Annotated in this window: 20 protein-coding genes, 1 pseudogene and 1 riboswitch; of the genes and pseudogenes, 4 read left to right on the top strand and 17 right to left on the bottom strand. The window is 52.4% G+C overall.

The window, feature by feature from the left end; all coding sequences use genetic code 11:
- Positions 1-94: 94 nt before the first annotated feature.
- Both GCU45_RS03630 and GCU45_RS03635 read right to left on the bottom strand, forming a co-directional pair.
- The gene (locus GCU45_RS03630; protein ID WP_152398103.1) at positions 95-985 is read right to left on the bottom strand and encodes an aldo/keto reductase; all 891 of its coding nucleotides are present in this window, start codon (positions 983-985) and stop codon (positions 95-97) included.
- A gap of 193 nt (positions 986-1178) precedes the next feature.
- The gene (locus GCU45_RS03635; protein WP_152398104.1) at positions 1179-1667 is read right to left on the bottom strand and encodes a GNAT family N-acetyltransferase; all 489 of its coding nucleotides are present in this window, start codon (positions 1665-1667) and stop codon (positions 1179-1181) included.
- Between the two features lie 184 nt (positions 1668-1851).
- On the opposite strand from GCU45_RS03635, the gene xerS reads away from it, so the two are divergent.
- A complete protein-coding gene (xerS, locus tag GCU45_RS03640; protein WP_152398105.1) occupies positions 1852-2934 on the top strand; it encodes a tyrosine recombinase XerS in 1083 nt (360 codons plus the stop codon).
- Positions 2935-3029: 95 nt separating this feature from the next.
- Here the strand turns inward: xerS and mobB are convergent, their stop codons facing one another.
- The 7 genes from mobB to GCU45_RS03675 all read right to left on the bottom strand — a co-directional run bounded on the left by mobB (position 3030) and on the right by GCU45_RS03675 (position 8753).
- Positions 3030-3569, bottom strand: a complete 540-nt coding sequence (gene mobB, locus GCU45_RS03645; protein WP_152398106.1) for a molybdopterin-guanine dinucleotide biosynthesis protein B — start codon at positions 3567-3569, stop codon at positions 3030-3032.
- Positions 3566-4840, bottom strand: coding sequence for a molybdopterin molybdotransferase MoeA (gene glp / locus GCU45_RS03650; protein WP_152398107.1), 1275 nt, complete (start codon positions 4838-4840; stop codon positions 3566-3568). Before glp ends, mobB begins: the two co-directional genes overlap by 4 nt.
- A 129-nt stretch (positions 4841-4969) precedes the next feature.
- Positions 4970-5731, bottom strand: coding sequence for a DUF4247 domain-containing protein (locus GCU45_RS03655; RefSeq protein ID WP_076171407.1), 762 nt, complete (start codon positions 5729-5731; stop codon positions 4970-4972).
- A gap of 14 nt (positions 5732-5745) precedes the next feature.
- Positions 5746-6252, bottom strand: coding sequence for a DUF4178 domain-containing protein (locus GCU45_RS03660; RefSeq protein WP_152398108.1), 507 nt, complete (start codon positions 6250-6252; stop codon positions 5746-5748).
- Positions 6253-6301: 49 nt separating this feature from the next.
- Positions 6302-6706: a DUF350 domain-containing protein gene (locus tag GCU45_RS03665; protein ID WP_076171403.1), complete on the bottom strand. Its 405-nt coding sequence runs from the start codon at positions 6704-6706 to the stop codon at positions 6302-6304.
- Positions 6707-6816: 110 nt separating this feature from the next.
- Entirely contained in the window at positions 6817-7485 is a 669-nt protein-coding gene (locus tag GCU45_RS03670; RefSeq protein WP_145158840.1) for a PspA/IM30 family protein, read from the bottom strand.
- Between the two features lie 245 nt (positions 7486-7730).
- Positions 7731-8753 (bottom strand): NADH:flavin oxidoreductase/NADH oxidase, encoded by a 1023-nt coding sequence (locus tag GCU45_RS03675; protein WP_152398109.1) that lies wholly within the window; start codon positions 8751-8753, stop codon positions 7731-7733.
- 271 nt (positions 8754-9024) lie between these two features.
- Between GCU45_RS03675 and GCU45_RS03680 the strand changes: the two genes are divergently transcribed.
- A complete protein-coding gene (locus tag GCU45_RS03680; RefSeq protein WP_152398110.1) occupies positions 9025-9867 on the top strand; it encodes a polysaccharide deacetylase family protein in 843 nt (280 codons plus the stop codon).
- 72 nt (positions 9868-9939) lie between these two features.
- On the opposite strand, the gene GCU45_RS03685 is transcribed toward GCU45_RS03680, so the two are convergent.
- From GCU45_RS03685 to GCU45_RS34535, 3 genes and pseudogenes are all read right to left on the bottom strand, one after another.
- Entirely contained in the window at positions 9940-10599 is a 660-nt protein-coding gene (locus tag GCU45_RS03685) for a 3D domain-containing protein (RefSeq protein WP_152398111.1), read from the bottom strand.
- A 3-nt stretch (positions 10600-10602) separates the two neighbouring features.
- A riboswitch (cyclic di-AMP (ydaO/yuaA leader) is annotated at positions 10603-10755 on the bottom strand.
- Between the two features lie 237 nt (positions 10756-10992).
- Entirely contained in the window at positions 10993-11715 is a 723-nt protein-coding gene (locus GCU45_RS03690; protein ID WP_145158832.1) for an amino acid ABC transporter ATP-binding protein, read from the bottom strand.
- Positions 11702-13340 (bottom strand): annotated as a pseudogene (locus GCU45_RS34535) (ABC transporter permease subunit). Before GCU45_RS34535 ends, GCU45_RS03690 begins: the two are co-directional and overlap by 14 nt.
- A gap of 460 nt (positions 13341-13800) precedes the next feature.
- On the opposite strand from GCU45_RS34535, the gene GCU45_RS03705 reads away from it, so the two are divergent.
- A complete protein-coding gene (locus GCU45_RS03705) occupies positions 13801-15549 on the top strand; it encodes an alpha-glycosidase (RefSeq protein ID WP_152398113.1) in 1749 nt (582 codons plus the stop codon).
- A 112-nt stretch (positions 15550-15661) separates the two neighbouring features.
- Here GCU45_RS03705 and glgA read toward each other — a convergent pair whose 3' ends face one another.
- Complete coding sequence (gene glgA / locus GCU45_RS03710; protein ID WP_152398114.1) at positions 15662-17092, bottom strand: glycogen synthase GlgA; 1431 nt, start codon at positions 17090-17092, stop codon at positions 15662-15664.
- Between the two features lie 12 nt (positions 17093-17104).
- The gene (glgB, locus tag GCU45_RS03715; RefSeq protein WP_152402769.1) at positions 17105-19210 is read right to left on the bottom strand and encodes a 1,4-alpha-glucan branching protein GlgB; all 2106 of its coding nucleotides are present in this window, start codon (positions 19208-19210) and stop codon (positions 17105-17107) included.
- 196 nt (positions 19211-19406) lie between these two features.
- Here glgB and GCU45_RS03720 point away from each other — a divergent pair, with 196 nt between their 5' ends.
- Entirely contained in the window at positions 19407-20627 is a 1221-nt protein-coding gene (locus tag GCU45_RS03720; RefSeq protein WP_152398115.1) for a glucose-1-phosphate adenylyltransferase, read from the top strand.
- Positions 20628-20698: 71 nt separating this feature from the next.
- Here GCU45_RS03720 and GCU45_RS03725 read toward each other — a convergent pair whose 3' ends face one another.
- Genes GCU45_RS03725 through GCU45_RS03735 form a run of 3 tightly spaced genes read right to left on the bottom strand, consistent with a single transcriptional unit; the run spans position 20699 to position 24166 of the window.
- Positions 20699-22147, bottom strand: a complete 1449-nt coding sequence (locus tag GCU45_RS03725; RefSeq protein ID WP_152398116.1) for a sensor histidine kinase — start codon at positions 22145-22147, stop codon at positions 20699-20701.
- Positions 22144-22842, bottom strand: coding sequence for a response regulator transcription factor (locus GCU45_RS03730; RefSeq protein ID WP_076171376.1), 699 nt, complete (start codon positions 22840-22842; stop codon positions 22144-22146). The genes GCU45_RS03725 and GCU45_RS03730 overlap by 4 nt, the downstream gene beginning before the upstream one ends.
- Positions 22835-24166: an FG-GAP repeat domain-containing protein gene (locus tag GCU45_RS03735; RefSeq protein WP_152398117.1), complete on the bottom strand. Its 1332-nt coding sequence runs from the start codon at positions 24164-24166 to the stop codon at positions 22835-22837. Before GCU45_RS03735 ends, GCU45_RS03730 begins: the two co-directional genes overlap by 8 nt.
- Positions 24167-24182 lie beyond the last annotated feature (16 nt).

A 24182-nucleotide genomic window follows, 5' to 3' on the forward strand; every position in this document is an offset into this window, starting at 1 on the left:
AGAGGGAGCCTTCTCTATCGGGCAAATGATTCCAGTTCGTAGTGCTTTTTCATGAGTCCATTCAACTTGATCGCCTTACGTCAGGCTGGTCTACTTACGTCAGACCCACCCAGTCCCGCGGGGCCACTTCCTTCCAGCGCGCCCGGATCTCCTGGTACTTATCATGGCTCAGGCTCGTGCTTGCAAGCATCTCAGCGTTCTGCGACCAGCGCCCGGGCTTGTTCGTTCCCACGATCGCGGTATCCACCCCGGGCGTATCCAGCGTAAAATGAAGGGCATCCGCCACCGCCTGCTCGTTGTCCCGCAGAAAGTCATACTGCAGCTCCTTCAGCCGCTGCCAGTATTTATACGGGTAGGCGTTCTCGGGAAGCTTGTCGTAAGTCCAGGCTACGTTGGCGATCGGCCGCTTGGCGATGATCCCCATTCCCCGCTTGCGCGCTTCGGGCAGCGTCAGGTCGATCACTTCCTGGTCGGCGATGTTGAGCGACACCATCAAGCTGTCAAACACGCCGGTTTGCACCGCATACAATGCGTCAATCGAATCGCCGCTGTATCCGATAAACCGCGCCTTTCCCTGCTGCTTGGCCTTTTGCAGCACCTCGATCACCGCACCCTGTCTCAGCACATCCTCCGAGCAGCTGTGCAGATGGATGCAGTCGACATAATCGGTCTGCAGCCGCTTCAGGCTGCGGTCGATGCTTTTCTCCAGCAGCTCAGGGTCCCAATCTTTATAATCAAAGCCGGAGGCATGTCCGCACTTGGTGAATAAATAATATTCGCTGCGGCGGTTCGCCATCGTTTTGCCGATCAGCTCCTCGCTGTCGCCGTAGCACTCCGCCGTATCGATCATGTTCAGTCCCGCATCAAGCGCGCTGCCAAGCAGCTGCTCGACTTTGGAAAGGTCCGTTTCCTTGCCGATCTCCGCGCCGCCAAAGCCCAAAATACTCACTTCCATGCCTGTATTGCCGAATGCCCGTCTTTCCATAATGAAATCCTCCCTGGTTTCATAATTGGATGCGTTCATAGATACGAAGTGACTTTTACGCAGTATATGAGATGTTTACCCGAAGCGGAGGATTGCTAAACCGCTGGCATTGACGATTCTTCCTCCCCGGCCCGTTCCGGTTCAAGAAATGCTCGATTTCCCTGCCAACGTGAGCCTATGTATTTAGCTCCATCTATAAACTGCTAAAATATTGGCTGATATTGCCATACTGCGGGTGAACCTTCTCCGAATACCGCTCGTTCGTGTAGCTGCCGATCACTTTCCGCCAGAAGGCCTGGGCCGGCAGATTGTTTTTGATCTGGGTCACTTTCCATCTGCCCTTGAACCGATCGAACAGCGCCTGCGCTGCCCAGGTTCCCATGCCGGTGCGGCGGTATTTTTGCATAATAAAAAACTCCGTCATGTAAAAGTCGCCTTCGATCGGGTCGTACAACCGGTCCACCAGCGCAAAACCGGCCGGCACTTTGTCGTAAGAAATCAAAAAAGCATGCTTGCCGGTTCCCCTGCGCCAGTACTCGTCGATTCCCGGGTATTCGGGAAATTTGCCGTTATCATCCACCACGATATCCTGGTAGCGGGAAAAATCGTACATATACAGCTGCATCAAATTGTAGATCACTTGCCTGCGCTTGTGCGGAACCAGGTCCAGCCTGAACTCCATAACTTCACCTTCCTATTTTCCTGTTCACGATCCTGACTTCATTTCCACTATATAACTTTGTCAAAGGACGGGCAAGGTTATACGCGGACGGATTCCCTGACATATACATAATTGAAGCGGACATCTGTTCGCCCATTGTGTTAATATAAAAAGATACGAAGAAAAGGAAAGATGAGGGATGACGATGAACGTTCAAAAGGAACAAGACCGGAAAAAGCTCGACGACAAAGTGCTGACCATGCCTTGGTACGTCCAGCAATTTATCGATTACAAGCTGCCTGATCTGTCGCCGTCCACTTTGCTTGAATATATCCGGGATTACGAAACGTTCTTCAACTGGCTTCGGGCCGAAGGATTGTCCGCTGCGCCGGACAACGGCAAGGTAACGCTGGAAGAGCTGGAGGTGCTGCGGATGGAAGACGTGGTCAGCTACCGCTTGTATTTAACGACCCGCCGGGAGAGCGCCAACTCCAAAATTACCGTCTCCCGCAAGCTTTCTTCCATGCGCTCCCTGTTTCATTACTTAAGCCAAATTGCCGAGGATGACAACTTTTATCCGCTTCTGAAGCGCAACATTATGGCGAAGGTGGAGATCAAACGGATCCACAAACCGAAAGACACGGCCGCCAAGCTGAAAGGGAAGATCCTCGAGGAAGACGAGCTGCTGGAGTTTATCGGCTATATTATGGACGGCTACGCAAAAGATGTCGTCAATAACAAGCAGGCGCTCCACGCCCATGAGCTGAATAAGGAACGCGACGCCTGCATTGCCAGCCTGATTTTGAATTCGGGGCTTCGGGTGTCCGAGGTCGTTAACCTGGATGTCGATGATCTGGACATGAACAACAAGATGCTGTATGTGTACCGGAAGGGCAATAACGACGAGACGTTCAAGACCCCGGTCTATTTCCGTGAGCAGGCCAAGGATGATTTGGCCCAGTACCTTACCCTTCGTCAGTCCAGATACAAGGTACCAAAGCGGGAAAAAGCGCTGTTTGCAGCGCTTCCGAACGGGCATCAGGAAGGCGGACGCATGACCAAACGGGCGATCCAGGCGATGATCATCAAGTATGCCAAGCGCTTCGGCAAGCCTTATCTCACCGTACATAAGCTCCGGCATTCCTTCGCCACCGACTATTATTTGCAGAACGATATTTACAAAACGAAGGAGCAGCTCGGCCACGCCTCAACCGAAACGACGGAGGTTTACGCCCATCTCACGGACAAAACGATGTCCGAGGCGATTGAGCGGAGGCTGGAACCGTAACGGCTTTAGGTGCGGTCACAATAAAAAACAGCCTGCGGCATCCGGTACATCAGGATGGGCATGCTGTTTTTTTATTGCAAACGGTTAGTTTCCGTTCATTCCTTTGTACCGTGCTTACTATGGTGAAGCAGCCATTCTGTGATCCGGCCGGTGTCATTGACGCCAAATACCGGAACGGAACCCGGATGCACTTCCATGTTCCCCTTCACCTTGTCATCGGTAAGCCAGGAGACGATCGCATTCACGGATGTTAATTCGGAAACGAGCGAATGATCTTCCTGGCTGCGGACCATCACGAGTTTGGGGTACTCCGCCTGCTTGAAGCCCTCCACCAATATCATATCGTATGCGGAAAACCGCCCGATGAGCTCGTCCAGCCCGGTTTCCGCTTCCTCGATCACGGCCGTACGCCGCGAGGACACTAGGGCGACTGCACCTGCCCCCGATTTCCGGTGCCGGTACGAGTCTGTTCCCGGATGATCGATGTCGAAATCGTGAGCGTCATGCTTAATCACTGCTGTCCGTATGCCTTTGGCTGCAAGCCTCTCGACGAGACTGCAGACGAGCGTCGTCTTGCCGCTGTTCTTATATCCGACGATTTGCCAGACGGGCGGTTTCACATCTTGCCGGCTCATCTCGATCCCTCTTTAAGCAGCAAAATTTGCACCTTGAATCCGGCCGGTGTGACTGCCTTGGCGGGCGGAATGACAATCAGGCAGTCGCTGTCCTTGATCGTCACCATGACGCTCGATTCGTCCACCGCTGCCGGAACGGCATACACCAATCCATCGCGGACTTCCATTCTTCCGCGAACGTAACGGGTGAAGGCGTTCACCTTCGTATAGTCGACGTCCAGGACGGCTGTCCACTCCTTAAGGTAGGCATTCTTTCTTCCCATCATGCCCTGAATGGTCGGCCGGACGAACAGCTCAAAGCCGACGAAGCAGGCGCCGGGATTGCCGGACAGCGCAAAGAGCAGCTTGCCGTCCTTCACGGCCGCCGTCGTGACGCTGCCGGGACGCATGGCGATTTTGTTATACAGCATCTCCACTCCGCCGCTGCGGACGAGATCGCCCATAATGTCATAGTCGCCGACCGACACACCGCCGCTGGTCACGACTGCATCGTATTTCTGCAGCGCCTCCTCGACCCGTGCTTGTGCCAGCTGCAAATCGTCCATAATGGCTTCCAGAATCAAGGGCTCGCCCCCCGCTTCCCGCACCTGGGCCGCGAGCATGTACGTGTTGCTGTTGCGGATTTTACCCGGCTGCAGCGGCTCTTCGACGGACAGCAGCTCCGACCCCGTCGAGAAAATCGCGATCCGCGGCTTGCGGTACACCGGGACACGGTGAATGCCGAACGTCGCCAGCACCGAGATTTCCCCGGCCGAAATCCGGGTCCCCGGGCTAAGCAGCAGCTGTCCTTCCTGAACCTCCAGGCCGATCGGGGTTATGTTTTGCCCCTCCTGGATTTTTCGCTTCAGTCCAACCCGGGCACGCCCGTCCTTTTCCTGCTGCTCCGTCATCTCCAGCATGACGACAGCGTCCGCGCCGTCTGGCACTTCCGCGCCTGTCATAATCCGCGCAGCCGTCCCCGGCCGGATCACTTGACTGGACACGCTGCCGCAAGGAATCTCGTCGATGACTTCCAGCCAGACCGGATCGTCCGAGCTGCAAGAAGCGGTGTCGGCGGAACATATCGCGTACCCGTCCATTCCGGAGCGGCGGAACCGCGGAAAAGGATGCGGGGCGGTAACGGGCTCGGCCAAAAAGCGCCCGACGCTCTCCGCCAGCGGTACCGTTTCTACAGCGCCTGCCTCGACATACCCGGCGATCAACCTTTGGGCATCCTTGACCTGCATCGGTTTCCGGTGAAATTTATCGTAATCGGTTCGTGTCTGAGCCATTATGTATCATCCTTCCGTAGCTGAATATCTCCACTGTCTATCATGACACAAAAAAACGCACGAATCCATGCTTCGTGCGTTTTCGTCTGCCGTGAACACGGCATCAGGATATTCGCTTGCGGCCAGCCGTCACCTGCGCCTTGTGATCTTGCCTGACCCGACGCGGGTTTTCGGCTTCGTATACGACCGCTTCGGTGCATCAAACAGGCCGGAGCCGCTGCTGCCGCCCCTTGAAATGCTGCCCCTGCTCGGAGTCTTGGTATCTTTCTTCCGGTCAAAAATGCTGCCTCCGGAACCGACGCTCGGATTCGTGTCGCTGTTTTTGCCGCGGCGGAGAATCGAGCCCTTCTTCTCAACCGTCAGCGGCGGCGCCACTTTTTTATCGTTGGTCGTCGGCTTGTGGTACGTTCCCTGCTTCGGCTGATAAATGTCTCTGCTCGTATACCCCCGGTAAGAGCCTCCTCCGCCGAACGAATCAAAGAGTTGTCCGATGAGCGCGGCCGTCAGATATCCCTGAAGAAAGCTTGAATCGTAATTCCGCTGCACGTATTGCTGCGAGTCGATTTCGATCAGCGTATCGCTTGGCTTGGCGGTATCTTTCTGCAGATGGTACCACTCGTTACCGTACACCAGGAACATCCGGTCGGCATCTTCCGGCGACATCTGGTCGGGCTTCTTCTCGTCCGTCAGCTCCTTCGCAACCTCGGGAACCGTCTTGTCCGCGGCCCGGTACACATACGACGTAGCGTTACCGTCGCGGTTCACCGACTCCAGCGGATATGTCTCCTTGACGTTTGGCGAGCCGATGCCGCATCCGGTCAGCAGAGACAGCACAAGGCTGGCGACAAGCAGAAGCTTCAGGCCGAGAAACCTGCTTCTCTTCTTACCCATCATGTGCCCCACCTCTAATTGGCCCGGATGACTTTCACATCACCTGGGATTACTTTCTCTCCTTCATACAGCATAAAGCGTCCGTTCTGCCACTCGATCCGCAGCAGATGATAATCGTCGGATTGGTACTGCCATACGTGCTGCTCTCCCCCTTGCGTAAACGGGGTTTTGCCTTGAATCAACACATGACCGATGTATTCTTCTTCCATATAGTAAACCCGGTCGTCCAGTTCGATTTCGGTTGGTACTTCGGCAGGGTTGTCAAGCCGGCCGTCGATGGGAGCGTACAATTCATACTCCAAAGTCTCGCGCTCTTCAATATTAAGGTAAGCGATCGTGTTCCCGTCCCGGAGTGTGAGCAGAACGGCGTTTCTTCCGCGGTTGTGCACGCGTCCGATGACTTCGTATGTGACCAGCGATACCTCGCAAATATCTCCCGGCATCAGCGCCAGCATGCTTTTCTCCGGTTTCGGCGGTTCCGGCTTGGCAAACAGGTTGCCGATTCTTTTAAATACACTCATATGCTATAACTCCTTAGGTAATCAAACTTTAATATATATTGGGGTCGTGCTACAGGCAGGCGGTAATGATGAGGGCGCCCACCAAATGGATCGTACCGGCAAACAGGCCATAACCCACTTTGCCTTGCTGTGTACCTGTATCCAGGTCAAGCTTTGCCCACCATCTCATCAAGACGCGCACGATCGCTTCCAGCACGAGTAAGATCAAGAAGGAGACGATCGATACGACAAGCGCTTCCAGCAGGTTATTCGAAGTCCGAATCGAAACGGACAGAATGTAACCCTGGGACAGCAGCTTGATGACCAGGCGCGAGGTGACCGCCATGTTGCCCGCCTTCACTTCTTCAAAATCTTTGTACTTGGTAAACAGCGAATCCACAAACATCAAAATAAAGAGCAGGATCGCCCCGGAACCTGTCCATACCAGAATCCCTTTAATGATATTAAAATCCATCCACCTTAGCCTCCACATCTTATCAACGTCTCACTCATACATAATAAAAGCGAAGGAGAAATATGACAAATGTTCCCCTTCGCTATTCATCATACCCGGTTTATGGCAGATTATTTGTTATCGTACTGCTTCATGAGCGCTGCCAGCTCATCTTCAACCTCTTTATCCTTGCCGAGCTGTTCGAACTCGTCGTCGAGCGATTTGCCTTTGGCGGACATTTCGTTGCTGGCTTCGGCTTGCGCCTCCATCTGCAGCATCTTCTCTTCCATCCGCTTCATGCCGTTCGTCGCAGAATCGGTGCTGAAGCCGTTCATCGCCTTGTTGATTTCGGTTTGCGCTTTGGCCGCATTATAGCGGGCTACCAGCGTCTCTCTTTTGTTCTTCATTTCGGTGAGCTGCTTGCGCATTTCCTCAAGCTTGGCACGGAGATTGTCGGCGGAAGCCTTGTTCTGGTCGTAGCTTGCTTTGTATTCGTTCATTTTCTGCTCAGCCGATTTTTTCTCTTCCAGCGCACGGCGGGCCAGCTCAACGTTCTGTGCCTGGGCTGCGGTGTGTGCCTGCTGGGTACGCTTCTCAACGAGCGCCTGCTGCTCTTCGTACAGCTGCTTGAATTTTTTCTCGATAGCGATTTGAGCGGCTACAGCCTTTTCCGCGTCTTCCAAATCTTCGGTCATATCGCGGATATATTGGTCCGTCATCTTGATCGGGTCTTCTGCCTTATCGATAATCGCATTAATATTGGACATTGTTAAATCGCGCAGTCTTTTGAAAATAGCCATGGTTTCTTGTTCCTCCTGAAAGGTTAATGTGTTCTTCTTGATACTCTTTTACGCAGCAGTTTTAGGACCGTTTCAAAAATCGCCAAAATTTTTTTCGGGTTTGTTCATCTTCCATAATATAGCAGCAATGAGCATTCATTCAAGGCTATGTTTACCGTTTAAAAAAACGCTGGAGCCGATCCAACCGATCTGACTCCAGCGTTTTGTTGTGAATGCTTGATTAGCTTTATCTCCGTAGTGTCTCGTTAAAATGCGCGCAAGTACTGTTTCGGGATCTTCTGTTCTGCATTCAGCTCTTGAGCCGCATGGAGCGCCCAGTAAGGCTCCTTCAGCATGCCTCTGCCGACTGCGACCAGATCTGCCTTTCCTTCCAGCACCACCTGCTGCGCTTCCTCGTAATTTTCCAAGCGGCCGACAGCGATTACCGGCACATTTAGCTTTGCCTTCATTTGTTCCGCCAATTCCACCTGGTACCCCGAGCCAGCCTTCGGTCCGCCGTTCGATCCGATATGACCTTCACCGCCAGAGGAAATATGAAATACGTCCACGCCCGCATCCCGGTATCGTTGGCAGATTTCCGCGCAGTAATCGACGTCATAACCGCCGTCTACGTACTCCTTGGCTGACACTCTCATCAGAACAGGCATGTCTTCAGGGACCGCCTTCTTGACGGCTTTAACAACTTCTTCTCCGAACAAAGCCAGGTCTTTTCCATACGCATCGTCTCTTCGGTTGGTCAGCGGAGAATGGAACTGATGAATTAAATAGCCGTGAGCGCCGTGTATCTCCACCGTATCAAAGCCGGCCTCCACCGCGCGCCGGGCCGCTTCCCCATAGGCGGTAACCAGACTCTGGACCTCTTCGGTGGACAAAGCTCTCGGAATTTTATATTTCTCGTCAAAACGGATAGCCGATGGGGCTACGGGCGGGTTCGCGTCCTCCGCCTTGCGGCCGGCATGACCCAGCTGGATGCCGATCCTTGCGCCATGGGCGTGCACTTCGTCGACGATTTTGCGGTAAGCAGGGATCTGCCCGTCATCCCATATTCCCGTATCCCGGTTCGTAATCCGTCCGTCGGGATGAACCCCCGTCATCTCTACGATAATTAATCCGGCTCCGCCGACTGCGCGGGATACATAATGGACATAATGCCAATTGTTAGGGATCCCGTCCTCAGCCTGTACCGAATATTGGCACATCGGAGGCATAACAATCCGGTTTTTCAGAGATAATCCTTTAAGTACATAAGGTGTAAATAGATCTGCCATTGCTTCGTGTCTCCTTTATGTTGTATGTGATTAAACCTATATGACAACAGGGTTATATGATTGCAGCGCCGCCGTTCATCGTCCATACCTCGCGGTTACGGCCAACGTGCAGCGACCATAATCCATCAGTTCTATTATACACGCTTTGCCGAACGATATGAAAATGTGGCCCAGCATCTGATTTAAAGCAACATAATTGCATCAACTTATGGACATAACAAGGATAATCATGTTTTCGCTGTTTGTCCGCGGTGGAAAGGAGTCGAGACGGATGAAAAAGAAGCTGTTATGCACATTGCTGTCTTCCCTGCTGATCTTGTTGTTGATCTGTCCTTGGCAGTCCGGGTGGCCGGCAGCCGCCGCTCAAGGCGGTGAACCCCCGGAACATCCGTCAGGTTCCGAACCTGCACGGGAAACCAGCAGCCGGGAGGCGAAAGAAAAGCGGAAGGAACAGCAGATCCTTACGCTCGGCCAGCTGATCAAAAAATATCCCGAAACGTTCAAAATTCACGGTCCGCGCGTCAAAGAGGTGGCCCTAACCTTTGATGACGTGCCGGATCCCAGGTTTACTCCTCAGATCCTGGATGTTCTCAAAGCCCATCATATTAAAGCCACCTTTTTTGTGATGGGCAGCCGGGCGAAGAAGCATCCCGAGCTGGTCGAGCGCATCGTCCGTGAAGGACATGTGATCGGAAACCACTCCTATAATCATCCCGTGTTTCACAAATTGGAGATGGAGGAATATGTAGCCGAGATTAAGCGGACGGAGAACACGCTTTACGGCATCGTCGGCTATAAGCCCAAGCTGATCAGGCCGCCTTATGGAGACATCACGGAACGCCAACTTCGCTGGGCCAAGCAGCAGGGCTACAAAATCGTAAACTGGAACGTCGATTCGCTGGATTGGAAAGGAATCGGCAAGGAGGCGGTCAAGCGCAACGTGCTGTCCACCGTTGGGCAAGGCTCGATCATTCTTCAGCATGCGGGAGGCGGAACCACGTCCAATCTCAGCGGTACAATCGATGCCCTTCCGGACATTATTCGGACCTTGAAAAATAAAGGCTATTCATTCGTCACGCTGCCGAGGTTACTTCACGTTCCAAAAGACAAGTAATGCGCTGAGCGTACAAAAAAACCGGCTTGAGTACAAAAGCCGGTTTTTCCGTGTTGTTATGAATAGCATTGACTATTTAATGAAGTACAGCTCAACGTCCTGGAACCCGAAGGCACTGACGCTTTCCGGGCTGCCCGGCACGAAAATGTCGATGCGTTTCCCCTTAATCGCGCTGCCGGTATCCTTAGCTGTCGCTACGAAGGCTTTCTTCGGAAGGCCCGGGAAGCTGTGACCGGTAACCAGCACTTTCGTTCCCAATGGAATAACGGACGGGTCAACCGCGATCGTTCCCAGCTTCAGCGGATTGCCGAAGTAATCCACTGCGCCCCACTTGCCGTTTTCGCTAGCTGCGGAAGAGTATGCCGTAGCTTGGACGTCCAGCGTTTTGGAGTAATCGAAGGTTTTACCCCATGCTTCCACGACTTTGTCATCGCCGTTGACGTTCAGGGAAGCAGCCGTGATGATGGAGCCGCTGTCCTCTGCGGCAAATGCCTTGGCTGTGCTTGCTCCGGGAACGTTTAATTTCAGGCCCGGATAAATATTGGTTGCTTGTACATTCGGATTTGCATTCATCAGTTGATTCAAATTAACGCCATATTGTTTAGATAGTGTATAGAAGGTGTCTCCATCCTTCGCTACATGGACCGAGTCCGCAAACGTGGGTACCGTCTGTACCGCCAGAGAAATGCCGATGATGGCTGCAAGTGTCTTGATTCCTTTAAATCTTTTCATGGTTCCTCCTTAAGTCGTGATGCCTGCGAAGTTAGCTGTCGGATTCGGATTGAGGAGACAACCCTACGCCCTGTTGGTGCGATTCACCCCAAGCGTACTATGTACACAAATTACATCCCCCGCACTTTACCTTAAAAGTTTCGGCTCAACAAATATATCACAATTTTGTAACCTGTGCGCATGAAAATGTTACCAATACAAAAGCCTCGAAATATCAGGCTTTATATAGAGTTGTTAGCTGACTTAAGCAAGAGAGCAACGGCTCAATTCCTTTCAAAAAAGTTACAACATCTTCATTCATTTTAACGATTTATTCATGAAAAGGTACAAAAAAAGCCCTGGATGAGTAATATTCTCGTCCATGGCTTTATCATTTTTAGATGAGGTTCTTTGTCAAAGGACCTTGCTCAGAAAATCTTTCGTGCGGCTGTTTTGCGGGTTACCGAACACTTCTGCAGGCGTCCCCTGCTCGACAATTTGTCCGCCGTCCATAAAGACGATCCGGTCGCCGACTTCCCGGGCAAATCCCATTTCATGGGTTACGATGACCATCGTCATGCCGCCCTCTGCGAGCTTCTTCATGACCTCCAGCACTTCGCCGACCATTTCCGGGTCCAGCGCCGAAGTCGGCTCGTCAAAGAGCATGACGTGAGGCTGCATGGCCAGCGCCCGCGCGATGGCGATCCGCTGCTTCTGCCCGCCTGACAGCTGGGACGGATACGCATCCTTCTTGTCGGATAATCCGACCGTGCGCAGCAGGTCGAGGGCAATGCGTTCCGCCTCGGCCGGCGGCTGCTTTTTCACCTTAACCGGGGCCAGCATGAGGTTCTGCAGCACCGATTTATGCGGGAACAGGTTGAAATGCTGGAACACCATGCCCATTTTTTCGCGTGTGGCATTGATGTTGTGGCGTTTGTCCGTAATCGGCTCACCTTCAAACGTAATCTGCCCCCCAGAAGGCGTTTCGAGCAGATTCAAACAGCGGAGAAAGGTACTTTTCCCCGAGCCGCTGGGGCCGATCACGACGACGACCTCGCCTTTGGCGATGTCGATGTCGATCCCTTTCAGAATCTCCAGCTTGCCGAACGATTTGCGCAAATCTTTAACGCTGATCATCGGTATTCAGCCTCCTTTCAAATGCCCCCAGCAGCTTGGACAAGGTAAACGTCATAATAAAGTAGATGGCTGCAATGACCAGCAGCGGACTGAGGTAATCATACGTAATCCCTTGGATAGCCCCCGACTGGTACATCAAGTCGGTGACGCCGATAAACGATACGATGGATGATTCCTTGATAATCGTAATAAACTCGTTACCGATGGCCGGCAGCACGCTTTTTACAGCTTGGGGCAGCACGATGTACCGCATCGTCATGCTGCGCGTCATTCCCAGGGAACGGGCCGCTTCCGACTGGCCTCGGTCCACCCCCTGGATTCCGGCACGGAACACTTCCGCAAGGTATGCGGAGCTGTTAATGGACAACGTAATTGCACCGGACTCGATCGGCGTAAATTTGACCCCGAAGGCCACGAGGCCGTAGTGAATAATAAACAGCTGAACAACCATCGGGGTACCGCGGAGAACTTCCACCCACACCGAACCGATCATCTTCGGCAGCCAAAAGCGGGACATCCGCATCAAGGATATAATAATGCCCAGCACGAAGCCGCATATGACGCCGATGGCCGCCAGGAGCAGTGTATACTGGATACCTGTCGCAAAATACGTCCGGTAATCCCAAAAAACGGAGAACATATTCATAAAGACCCAAGAACCTCCTTTGTCATCATACCTGCCTGTCCCATCCTTTCCCTGTATACAACAGATCGGGACATATTTGAAACAAGGTACCCATCATTGAACAGAAAAAATAGCGAATTCGCTTCGCTATTTTTTCCGATGTATAAAATGAGAACAGACAGCTTAACCTCTATTTCTGTGCAGCCAAATCGCTCGCTTCGGCAACGTACTTCTCAATCTTGTTTTCGGATTTCAGACGGTCCAGCGTTTTGTTGATTTGGTTCACGAGCTCAGTGTTACCTTTTTTGATCCCGATCGCGTAGCCGTCTTCCTTATAATCAGGAACCGCATCCGCAATTACCAGACCTTTGACGTTCTTGATGTATGCTTCGGCTACCGGCTTCTCCATGATGGAGGCATCCACGCGGCTCGAATTCAGCTGCAGCACGATGTCGGAAATTTTGCCCAGACCGGTGATCTTCGCGCCCGGAATCGTCTTGGCGATGTCCTCCTGGATCGAACCCTTCTGAATGCCGAGCGAAGCTCCTTCCAGAGCTTTCATCGTGCTGTATTTGTCTTTGTCAGCCTCTCTGACGACAACGGCCTGCTCCGCCTTATAGTAGTTGTTCGAAAAATCGATTTGTTTCTTGCGTTCTTCGTTTGGTGTAAGGCCCGAAATGACAAAATCTACGCGGCCGGTGGACAGCTCGCCGAGAAGCGCATCAAAGCTCATGTCCTTGACTTCAAGCTGCGCCCCCATGTCTTTGGCGATTTCCTTGGCGATTTCGATATCGAAGCCGACGATTTGGTCCTTGCCGTTCACCATTTTATGAAATTCGTACGGCGGGAAGTCCGCGCTTGTTCCAAGCACGATTGTCTTGCCGCTGGCCGGCTGTTCGCCCGCTGCCGTGCCGCCTTCAGTCGAAGGTTTGCTACCACATCCGGCAAGCAGGGAGCCTGCCAGCAGAATGCATGCCGTTAGAATACCCCATTTTTTCATATCTATCTCTCCTGTCCATTTCAATGATACTTATTGTTGTTCAAAGGCATGATCCGTATCCGGCGAAAAACCACGGTTCTAATCATACAATAAAAATGCATGATTATGCAATGACATTTTCATACAGTGGTCAATACATTTCAAAATAGCCAGGATAAGGCGAATTATAGCTTTTTAATTCCATTTATTCCTAGTTCTATTGTTTCTTTTAGTCACCTCCCCTCTTTTTCGGAATAAATATGTATTTACCGTTTCAAAGCCCGTCTCCTTCCTAATATCGATGCATAAATCCCTTCAAAAACCTGCACCCTTTGAAAGAAAAACTTCTTATTATGTAATTACACGCAATGGGGACTCCTACGCAAAAAGTTCACCGAAACGTCAGATTAAGGCGGCAGCCATGGTTCATCATTCCGGGAATGAGGTATTAAATAGCTAGATATTTAGTGGAGGTGTAGTCATGCTGCTGGAAGCTTTATACCATGTCCCCCGGGACAAATGGGCCTATGCATACGATCCGAAGACGATACATCTGCGTGTCCGCACCAAACGAAACGACGTGGATACGGTGGTTGCGATGACCGGAGACAAATACGACTGGGATTCGACCTATTTTGAAATTACGATGGAAAAAGCCGCGACCGACGATATGTTCGATTATTGGGAAGCTGCCGTGCTGCCTAAATACAAGCGTCTTAGCTATGCGTTCCGGATCACTTCCGGCAAGGAAACGATTTACATGCTCGACAACGGGCTGTACCGAAATTGTCCGGCGCCGACGGGCGGCTATTACGAATTTTCTTACATACATGAGATCGACGTGTTTAAGGTGCCGGATTGGGCAAAAGATGCTATTTTTTACCAAATTATGCCCGAACGTTTTGCGAACGGGGATCCAAGCAATGATCCGAAAGGGACACAGCCTTGGGGAGGACAGCCGACAACGGACAATTTCTTCGGCGGCGACCTGCAGGGCGTCCTGGATCATCTGGACGACCTACTCGATCTGGGCATTAATGCGATATATTTCACACCTTTGTTCACGTCGCCGTCGAACCATAAATACGACATCGTCGATTATAAGCAGGTTGATCCGCATTTTGGGGATAACGAGCTGCTCAAGCAGGTCGTGGAAGCCTGTCACAGCAAAGGGATCCGGGTCATGCTCGATGCCGTGTTCAACCACTGCAGCGAACAGTTTCCACCGTTCCAGGACGTCCTCAAGCATGGGGAAAAGTCCAAATACGCCGATTGGTTTCATATCAACCAGTTTCCGGCTCGGGTTGAGAACGGGATCGCCACGTATGACACGTTCGGCTTCTTCGGCAATATGCCGAAGTTCAACACGGCCAATCCCGAGGTGAAGCAGTATTTGCTGGACGTTGCCGAGTACTGGATCAAGGAAATCAAGCTGGACGGCTGGAGGCTGGACGTGGCGAACGAGGTCGACCACCATTTTTGGCGGGACTTCCGCATGGTCGTCAAAAACGCCAATCCGGACGCATATATCGTCGGAGAAGTGTGGAGCGATTCCCTGGCCTGGCTGGTGGGCGACCAGTTCGACTCTGTCATGAACTACCCTTTTGCCGACAAGGTGCTGGAGTTTTTCAACGGAGGCATGGACGGATTGACGTTCGCCAACAAAATGGGCACCATCCTAATGCGCTATCCGCAGCAGACGAACGAAGTGGTGTTCAACATGCTGTGCAGCCATGATACGCCGCGGCTCTTGACGCGAGTCGGCAACGACAAGCGCCGGATGAAGCTGGCGGTCGTCTTCCTGTTCACGTTCATGGGGACGCCATGCATCTTCTACGGCGACGAGGTGGGCCTCACCGGAGGCGGCGATCCGGACTGCCGTAAATGCATGGAGTGGGATCCGAAGAAGCAGGACCGCGAGCTGTACGATTTCTACAAGCTGCTCATCGGTCTGCGCAAAAAAAACAAAGCGCTTCGCGAAGGCCGCTTCCGCTTTTTGAAGGCGGAACCGGGCAATCCCAACATTATTTACGAGCGCATGGACAGCCGGGTTCATTTCACGATCTGGATGAACAACACCGACAATCCGCAAGTGCTGTCCCACCCGATGGTTACGAACGACTGGAAGGACGCCTTATCGGGCGACAAGGTGCCTACCCAGAACGGAACGATGAACGTCAGTCTGGACCCTTACGGGTACCGGATTTTGTACCGAAATCTCACCAAATAAATCGGTTTCTTCATAACGAAAAGCCTTCCGGAGTTCCGGAAGGCTTTTTCCAAATGGATTCTTAGCCGCTGTGGATATTACCACGGAGCCGGCCTGGACCAGCTCCGTTTGCTCAAACGGTGACGCGATCATAAATGTCCATATATTCCTTGGCGGACATGCTCCAGCTGTAATCCCCGGCAAAGGCGTTCTTCACGATTTTGCTCCAATGCTCCGGCTGTTGATAAAACGAAGCCGCACGGTGGATCGTATGCATCATGTCGTGGGCGTTGAACGCCGTGAAGCTGAAACCGTTACCCTCGCCCGTAAACTCGTTGTAAGACTGCACGGTGTCGTTCAGCCCCCCGGTCTCGCGAACGATCGGGATGCTGCCGTACCGCAGCGCCAGCAGCTGGCTGATGCCGCATGGCTCGAACTTCGACGGCATGAGGAACATGTCGCTGCCTGCATATATTTTGCGTGACAAGGCGTCGCTGAACGTAATCTGCGCCGACATGTTGTCCGGATGCCGCCCTGCCGCTTCGCGGAACCAATGCTCGTAGGCGGAGTCGCCCGTGCCGAGCAAGACGAACTGGAAGTCGTCGTGATCCAGCATTTCGTCCAGCACCCGCGTCACGAGATCCAGTCCCTTGGACTCCACCAGCCGGGTCACCATTGCGATGAGCGGCACGTCCGGGTTAACCGGCAGACCAAGCTCCTGCTGGAGTCCCGCTTTGTTTTCCCTCTTTTTTGCCAGGTTCGACCGGTATTTTACGTAGAGGCTCGCATCGTTAGCGGGATTGTAGCTCTTCGTATCCACTCCGTTTACGATCCCGCTAAGCCGGTCACCGAGCGAATACAACAGCCCTTCCAACCCGTATCCGTAGTGGGCCGTCTGAATCTCCCTGGCGTAGGTCGGACTCACCGTCGTCACGTGATCGGCGTAGACGATCCCGCCTTTCATAAAGTTGACGTTTCCGTAAAACTCAAGGCCTTCTGGTGTAAAATATTGGTGTCCCAGCTCCAGCAGTTCGCCAAGTACCTCGTAAGGATAAATTCCCTGGTACAGCAAATTATGTATCGTAAACACGGTACGGATGTGCTGGTAGTACTCGTTATGGCGGTAGTGTGCCTGCAGCAACACCGGAATAAGCGCCGTATGCCAGTCATGGCAGTGGAGCACGTCCGGCTCGGAACCGATCAGCGGAAGCACTTCAAGCACGGCCCGGTTAAAAAAGGCGAAGCGTTCGCCGTCGTCCATGTATCCGTACACGCTGTCCCGTCCGAAATAGTATTCGTTATCGAGAAAATATACCGGAATGCCGTCGTACACGAGCTTTTCGATGCCGCAGTATTGATTTCTCCAGCCGACCGGCACTTTTATTTCCGTGAGATGCTGCATTTCATCCCTAAATTGCTGTGGTATCCCTTTATGTTTGGGCATAATGACCTGCACATCCGCGCCGCTTCGTTTGAGCGCTTTGGGCAGGGCGCCGATGACATCGGCAAGTCCCCCTGTTTTAATAAACGGTGTCGATTCCGCTGCTGCAAATATGACTTTCATCTCTCCTGCCTCCTATTCATTGATCCGCGGACCGTCTTCCGTCACCGGTTTCCTTCCGGTGCCTCTGCCCGATCTTTTCTTTGTCTCTGCAGTAGGCATTTCTAACCCTTCCTTGGCTTTGGACGCCGACACCCGAGTGGTTTCACCGGATTTGCCGGGCTTTGCCGCAGCACTCCGCTTGCTTGGTTTACTCTCATTACCCGGGACCGCCTTTTTCGTACGGGGCTGCTCCCTTTTATATATCAGCATACTGAGCGGCGGCAGCGTTAATTCCAGACTGCACGTTTGTTCATGCCAAGGGATCTTCTCCGTCTGCACGGGTTCGGCGCTAAACTCGCCGCTTCCGCCATATTGGGAATCCTCGCTGAAGAACACGGGCACGTACGTGCCGGCCTTGGCAATCCCGATCCGGTAATGCTCGCGCCGCACCGGTTGAAAATTAATAATGACGACAAGGGTGTCACCAGCTTTCTTCCCTTTTCTGAGGTACGAAATGACGCTTTGCGTGTTGTCATGCGGCGTGATCCATTGGTATCCTTCAAGCTCATGATCCCGCTCCCACAGCGCCGGTTCGTTCAGATACAGCCGGTTTAATTCCGCGGTATACCGCTGCAAACTGCGGTGGCTCTCATAATCCAGCAGCAGCCAGTCGAGCTGCTCCTGGTCTTTCCATTCGATAAACTGGCCAAACTCCCCGCCCATGAACAACAGCTTTTTCCCTGGATGGGTCATCTGGTACCCAAGCAGCAGCCGAAGCCCGGCGAACTTCTGCCCGTAATCCCCAGGCATTTTGCTGAGCAGCGATTTTTTGCCGTGAACAACTTCATCATGGGATAAAGGCAACGCATAATTCTCAGAATAAGCATAAGCAATCGGGAATGTCAGCAGATGATGCCGCCCGGGCCGCTGTTCAAACGGCGTTTCCACATAATCCAGCGTGTCGTTCATCCAGCCCATGTTCCATTTGTAATTAAAGCCAAGCCCGCCTTCGTGTACGGGTGCGGTAACCCCGGGCCAAGCGCTGGATTCTTCGGCCATCATCAGCGTATTTGGGAAATAGCTGAACACCACGGTGTTCAGCTGCTGCAGGAAAGCGATCGCCTCGGTGTTCTCGAGGCCACCGTTCTCGTTGCGCTGGAACTGTCCTTCCTGCTTCTCGAAATCAAGCCGCAGCATGCTGGTGACCGCGTCAACCCGGAGCCCGTCAATGTGGAACACATCCAGCCAGAACAACGCGTTGGAAATCAGAAACGAGCGGACCTCCGGTTTGCCGAAGTCGAAGCTGAGCGTACCCCAGCCGGGTTTTTCAGCCTTATACGCATCGCTGTATTCAAACAGCGGCGTCCCGTCAAACCGGCGGAGTCCGTGGGCGTCCTTAGCGAAATGGGATGGCACCCAGTCCAGGATGACGCCGATATCGGCCTGGTGCAGGGCGTCCACCAAATACATAAAGTCATGCGGCGTCCCATAGCGGCTCGTCACGGCGAAATAGCCGGTTCCCTGATATCCCCAAGATAAATCGTATGGATGCTCTGCAAGCGGCATAAACTCGACATGGGTATAGTGCATTTCCTTCAAATAAGGAATAAGAAGATCAGCCATTTCCCGGTATGTATAAAAAGTCCCGTCCTCTTTCTGCCGCCACGTGCCGAAATGGATCTCATATATATTCAGCGGCTTGCGGTAAGGTGCTTTTCTCTTTCTACGCCAGGGGCCGTCATTCCATACATATCCGCCAAGATCCGTGACCACCGATGCGGTGGCCGGGCGAAGCTCCGACTGAAATGCATAAGGATCGGCCTTCAGGAACCGTTCTCCGCCAGGTCCGGTCATGTCATATTTGTAAAAAGTACCTGAACGGATTCCGGGGAAAAAGCGAGTCCAAAAACCTGAATCGGGTATCTTATATAACGAATCCTTTTCTCCGTTCCAGTTGTTCCAGTCTGCCGCCAAGCCTACAGCCTGGGCATGGGGCGCCCAGACGGTGAACCGGACGCCTTCCTCGCCTTCTTCCACAGCAGGATGAGCGCCCAACATCCTGTGACTGTGATAGGAGGTCCCTTCATGAAACAAATAGATGTCTTCCGCAGACAGCGGCTGACCCGGCGCCTTATTCATGTTCTCCAAATGATCACCTGCTTTAGGAATATAGTGCATGTAAACCATTACCCCATTGTAGCCAAAATGAAAATAAAAATGACCGCTGAAAAATAAAATTGTAATTTTTCAGTGATATTTCAATATAATCGTTTCAGATGGGCGATAGTCGTTTATTTATGTACTACATTGACAATTTTGAATGGGAGGAAACGACATGAAGAGAAAAGAATGCATCGCCATGTTGCTTGCCGGAGGTGAAGGGCGCAGATTATCACCTCTGACATCGAAACTGGCAAAGCCCGCTGTTCCGTTCGGCGGTCGTTACCGTATTATCGATTTTCCTCTCAGTAACTGCGTAAACTCAGGCATTGACACCATCGGTGTGCTGACGCAGTACGAGGCAGAATCGCTTCATCTGCATATCGGGGAAGGCGAACCATGGGGCCTCCAAAAAAATGGAGAGGACGGAATCACCCTGCTGCCTTCTTACAACACTGGATCCTCGGAATACTTGGGAACTGCTGATGCCATTTATAAAAATATCGAATATATTGACCGTCACCAGCCGGAGCATGTACTGGTTTTGTCCGGTGACCATATTTACCACATGGATTATAATCAAATGCTTCAATTTCATCAAAAGAACGGCGCCAAAGCCACCATCTCTGTCATGGAGGTGCCTTGGGAGGAAGCCAGCCGTTTCGGGGTCATGAGCGTGGACGAATCGCTGCGCATCTCGGACTTTGCCGAGAAACCGGCCGAACCCGAAAGTAACCTGGCATCCATGGGCATCTATTTGTTTGAATGGGAGTACCTCCGCAGACATTTGATGGAGGACGCCGCGAATGATGCCTCAAGCCATGACTTCGGCAAGGATATTATTCCGAAGATGCTGGCGGATCAAGATGAACTGTTCGCCTATCGCTTTGACGGGTATTGGAGAGATGTCGGCACTGTTGCCAGCCTTTGGGAAGCACACATGGACCTCTTGTCCGACGATATGGACTGGAAGCTGCATAACAGTGAATGGCCAATGTACACCCGTCCATGGCGTACGAAGCTCGGATCGACACGGAACCGCAGCGTGATGGCGACCAACTGCCTGATCTCGGAAACGTGCACGTTGGACGGCATAGCACATCAATCCGTGATGTTCTGTGGTGTCGAAGTCGGAAAAATGTCCGAGATTAAGGACAGCGTCGTGATGCCGAACGTCCGGATCGGACGCAACGTGCAGATCGAGCATGCCATTATTGGCGAAGGAGCGATCATTAAAGACGGCGCGGTCATCAAAGGAACGCCGGGTCAGGTAACGGTAGTCGGCCCTTACGAAACCGTTATGCCGAAACCAAGCATTCGTACCCAGCCTTCCCGACTCCTGCAGGATGTATACGAGAAAACCGGACGCCTGCGTGCCGAAGGCTTATCCTCTTAATACAATATGTGTGAATATACAAAGAGCGAACTCCTTTTTTCCGGGAGTTCGCTCTTTGATGTGTATGAACTTCATGAAAGCTTCTCGTCTGCGGGAGGCAGCTCGGGTGCACCGTCCGTTTGAGCGGTATTCTCCGGCAGCCGAGGCAGGGACACGACGATCGTCGTCCCCTCCCCCAACGTGCTCTGAATGAGCAAAATTCCTTTATGAAGCTCAACCAGCTGCTGGGAGATGGCAAGCCCAAGACCAGTGCCGCCGTTGAGCGGATCCACCTGAAAGAACCGGTCGCGCACTTTGACCAAGTGATCCTCGCTGATCCCAATACCCGTATCCCTTACTTCGGTTACGACATTGTCGCCTTCATAGTACACGACCAGATCGATTGCCGAATGCTCATGCGAAAATTTGATCGCATTGTCCACCAGATTCAGGAACACCTGCTTCAAGCGGTTCGCGTCCCCGGCCACGAGCGGTCTGTCCTCGGACTTCAGCCGGAGCTCGATTTGCCTGCTCTCCGCCTTCGTCCACAGGTTCAGCATGATTTCCTGGAGCAGCTCTTTGATGTCGACCCGGCCAATCGCAATCTTCATCTCATTCTGCTGCAGCTTGGAGAAGTCGAGGATTTCCTCAACGAGGCCGATCAGGCGCTCGGTCTCCTTCGTAATGATCTCCATGCCGATCCGGGTCTCTTCGGGGTCATAGCCTCCCGAATTGATCGTTTCGCTCCACCCTTTAATGCTCGTCAGCGGCGTCCGCAGCTCGTGCGAAATCGACGAAATGAAATCGTCCTTGACCTGATTGCTCCGGACGATCTCCTGGGCCATATAGTTCAGCGTGGATGCCAGCTCGCCAAGCTCGTACTTGTAGTCGCCCTTGATCCGCTGGTTGAACTTGCCGCGGGCCATCTCGGCGGAGACGGCCGTAATCGTGTTCAGCGGCTGCACGATTGAGTTGGCAAGGCCCATACTGAATACGAGCACGATGGCAAGTACAGCCGCTCCTACGCCCGTGGCCAGCATGGTTAGATTAAACAATTTATCGTTGACCGTTTCCAGCGAGGTGACATAACGGACGATATAGCCATCCTGCCCGCTGCTCTGCTCCAGCTTCGACACGGCCATGACATTCTCGCCGGTGCTGGCCTGACGCCCGACCCAACGGCCGACGTTGCCGGACAGCGCCTGGGAAATATCGGCCGTCTTCACAGACATATCGGGCTGAAACTCGGAAGAGTTGATCAGCACGTTACCCTGGGTATCCAGAATTTGCACGTTGGCAGAGTTCAGATCGTAGTAGGTCAGCATGGAAGCCAGGTCGCGGTTCCCGTCAAGTCCCGGGTTGATCCGCTGGTAATAATAATCCTCCACATTGTCGATATGGTTTTTAATATGACTATAAATGCTGTCATAGTAATACGTTCTTATGGCTAATAAAAAAATGACTTCCGCCAGCAGAAGCGCCGAGAACACTACGATAAAGTAGTGCAGGACAATCTGCCTGCGTATGCCTTTCTTGATCATTGTCCCTGACCCTTCCATTTATAACCGTGGCCCCATACGGTCTGTAAAAATTCGGGGTCCGACGGATTCTCCTCGATTTTTTGGCGGAGACGGCGGATATTCACGTCCACGATCTTAGGATCACCCATATATTCTTTGCCCCATACATGATCGAGCAGTACGTCCCTGCTGAGAGGCGTATTTTCTTTTTCGAGGAAAAATTGGATCAGCGAAAATTCCGTCGGCGTCAGTTCGATCGCATGCCCGTTCTTCTTGAACTGCTTGGAGATCAGGTCCAGGCTGAACGGACCGGAGTGAAAGCTGACCTTCGCCGTCGTTTCGCGGTGAACGTTCACCCGGCGCAGCAGCGATTGAATCCGAGCGATTAATTCGGTCGGACTGAACGGCTTGCTCACATGGTCGTCCGCGCCGACGGACAGAGCGTACACCTTGTCCTGCTCCTGCACTTTCGCTGTCAAAAAGATAATACCGATCCGTTCATTCGTTTCCCGGATACGGCGGCATACCTCAAAACCGTCGATCCCCGGAACCATAACGTCCAGCAGTGCGATATCGATATCGGGATTAGACGTCAGTTTATCGAGCGCCTCGTTCCCGTTTGCCGCCTCCAGCACATCGAAGCCGTTGCGTTTCAAGTTGATTACAATAAAACTGCGGATGGAATCCTCGTCTTCCAAAATTAAAACTTTACTCACTGATCTTTTCCTTCCTTTCAATCGGGGGTACCTCGTTCTTCAGCTGCTTTCGGCTGTTATCGATATCAAAGTCCCCGTATTTCTTGTAGCCGATCACCTTGTCGTTCGTCCGGTACAGGTACTTCCATTCATCATGCTGTTTATCCCACTCGGCCAGGGTGAAAAATTTGATCTCGGCCACCGTTTTGCCGGTATCGACCATCACAAATCGCAAATACTGGTTCTTTATGGACTTGGTGTCCACCGTCACCTTGTTATGCCACTCCGGCGGGAAGAAGCCCAGCTCGAAGCCGTTCTGTAAATCACGATATTGCTCGGCGACGAATTTTAGTCCTTGTTTGCCGTCCCACTGCGAATATACGAAGAAGTTCGGAATTTCATCCGGCTTGAAATAGTTCCAGCCGATCGGCGGCTCTACGGATCCGATTTCGATGATCCCGTCATTGTTCACGTCGCCGCTCTTGACCGGCAGATCCTTGAATGTGGTGTCCTGATTGCCTCCGAACACGGACTTCAGCTTCCCGTCCTCCATCACGATGATGTTGGAATAAGAGGCGTCTCCTCCGCCGATCGAGGTGTCGATCACAATGCCTTCCTTGGATCTACCTTCTGGATCCTTATAGACATTACCTGCGACAATATTGTAATAATTCGAAACGTATGGATCCATATCCAACTTGTCAATTTCGACATAGCTGCCTTCTTCATACTGGTATGTTGCCACAAACGCCTGATCATTCTGCTTCAGGCTAATAATCGTCAGGTCGTTCTTTTTGTCCCCGTTCAGGTCCATAATGACGAAATTGGTGTAATCCTGCATCAGGTCTTTCTTGATGCTGCCCTCCGTGTACGTATAGACGTACAAACGGTTCACAGGGTTTTCGTCCCTTCTGGAATATCCGGCGATAATATCCGGTTTGCCGTCATTGTTCAGGTCCTTGAACTGAAGAGATTCCAGTACCCTGCCCTCTCCGTCGAAAGATGTTACCTTCGTCCACGTTCCGTTGACCAGCTTGAAAATCATGCAGTGGATGACCACCTGCTGATCCGGTGTTTCGTAGAATACGACCGCTTCGTTGACCTTGTCTCCGTCCAGATCGACGAAATGGATCAGGTTGGTGTCGGTTTCTTCCCTCGAGCGGATGAGATCCGCTCCATCAGGAAGCTGCGCGTGGATGATCGAGCTCAGCGTCTCTTTATCCGCAGACAGCATCGGCGTCTTCATCAAGCTGACCGGGTCGCTGATAAACGTGCAGCCGCCCAGCACAAACGTCAGCAGGACCGCAGCTGCAGCACGTATCCAGTTTGTCTTCAACAAATGCATTGCATCACTCTTTTCT

It is taken from the genome of Paenibacillus cellulositrophicus (genome assembly GCF_009363095.1).
In the GTDB taxonomy this organism is placed as follows: domain Bacteria; phylum Bacillota; class Bacilli; order Paenibacillales; family Paenibacillaceae; genus Paenibacillus_AQ; species Paenibacillus_AQ favisporus.

Coding starts and splice junctions, on each gene's coding strand:
- GCU45_RS03630 (WP_152398103.1), bottom strand. CDS start 985: ATGGAAAGACGGGCATTCGGCAATACAGGCATGGAAGTGAGTATTTTG.
- GCU45_RS03635 (WP_152398104.1), bottom strand. CDS start 1,667: ATGGAGTTCAGGCTGGACCTGGTTCCGCACAAGCGCAGGCAAGTGATC.
- xerS (WP_152398105.1), top strand. CDS start 1,852: ATGAACGTTCAAAAGGAACAAGACCGGAAAAAGCTCGACGACAAAGTG.
- mobB (WP_152398106.1), bottom strand. CDS start 3,569: ATGAGCCGGCAAGATGTGAAACCGCCCGTCTGGCAAATCGTCGGATAT.
- glp (WP_152398107.1), bottom strand. CDS start 4,840: ATGGCTCAGACACGAACCGATTACGATAAATTTCACCGGAAACCGATG.
- GCU45_RS03655 (WP_076171407.1), bottom strand. CDS start 5,731: ATGGGTAAGAAGAGAAGCAGGTTTCTCGGCCTGAAGCTTCTGCTTGTC.
- GCU45_RS03660 (WP_152398108.1), bottom strand. CDS start 6,252: ATGAGTGTATTTAAAAGAATCGGCAACCTGTTTGCCAAGCCGGAACCG.
- GCU45_RS03665 (WP_076171403.1), bottom strand. CDS start 6,706: ATGGATTTTAATATCATTAAAGGGATTCTGGTATGGACAGGTTCCGGG.
- GCU45_RS03670 (WP_145158840.1), bottom strand. CDS start 7,485: ATGGCTATTTTCAAAAGACTGCGCGATTTAACAATGTCCAATATTAAT.
- GCU45_RS03675 (WP_152398109.1), bottom strand. CDS start 8,753: ATGGCAGATCTATTTACACCTTATGTACTTAAAGGATTATCTCTGAAA.
- GCU45_RS03680 (WP_152398110.1), top strand. CDS start 9,025: ATGAAAAAGAAGCTGTTATGCACATTGCTGTCTTCCCTGCTGATCTTG.
- GCU45_RS03685 (WP_152398111.1), bottom strand. CDS start 10,599: ATGAAAAGATTTAAAGGAATCAAGACACTTGCAGCCATCATCGGCATT.
- GCU45_RS03690 (WP_145158832.1), bottom strand. CDS start 11,715: ATGATCAGCGTTAAAGATTTGCGCAAATCGTTCGGCAAGCTGGAGATT.
- GCU45_RS03705 (WP_152398113.1), top strand. CDS start 13,801: ATGCTGCTGGAAGCTTTATACCATGTCCCCCGGGACAAATGGGCCTAT.
- glgA (WP_152398114.1), bottom strand. CDS start 17,092: ATGAAAGTCATATTTGCAGCAGCGGAATCGACACCGTTTATTAAAACA.
- glgB (WP_152402769.1), bottom strand. CDS start 19,210: ATGAATAAGGCGCCGGGTCAGCCGCTGTCTGCGGAAGACATCTATTTG.
- GCU45_RS03720 (WP_152398115.1), top strand. CDS start 19,407: ATGAAGAGAAAAGAATGCATCGCCATGTTGCTTGCCGGAGGTGAAGGG.
- GCU45_RS03725 (WP_152398116.1), bottom strand. CDS start 22,147: ATGATCAAGAAAGGCATACGCAGGCAGATTGTCCTGCACTACTTTATC.
- GCU45_RS03735 (WP_152398117.1), bottom strand. CDS start 24,166: ATGCATTTGTTGAAGACAAACTGGATACGTGCTGCAGCTGCGGTCCTG.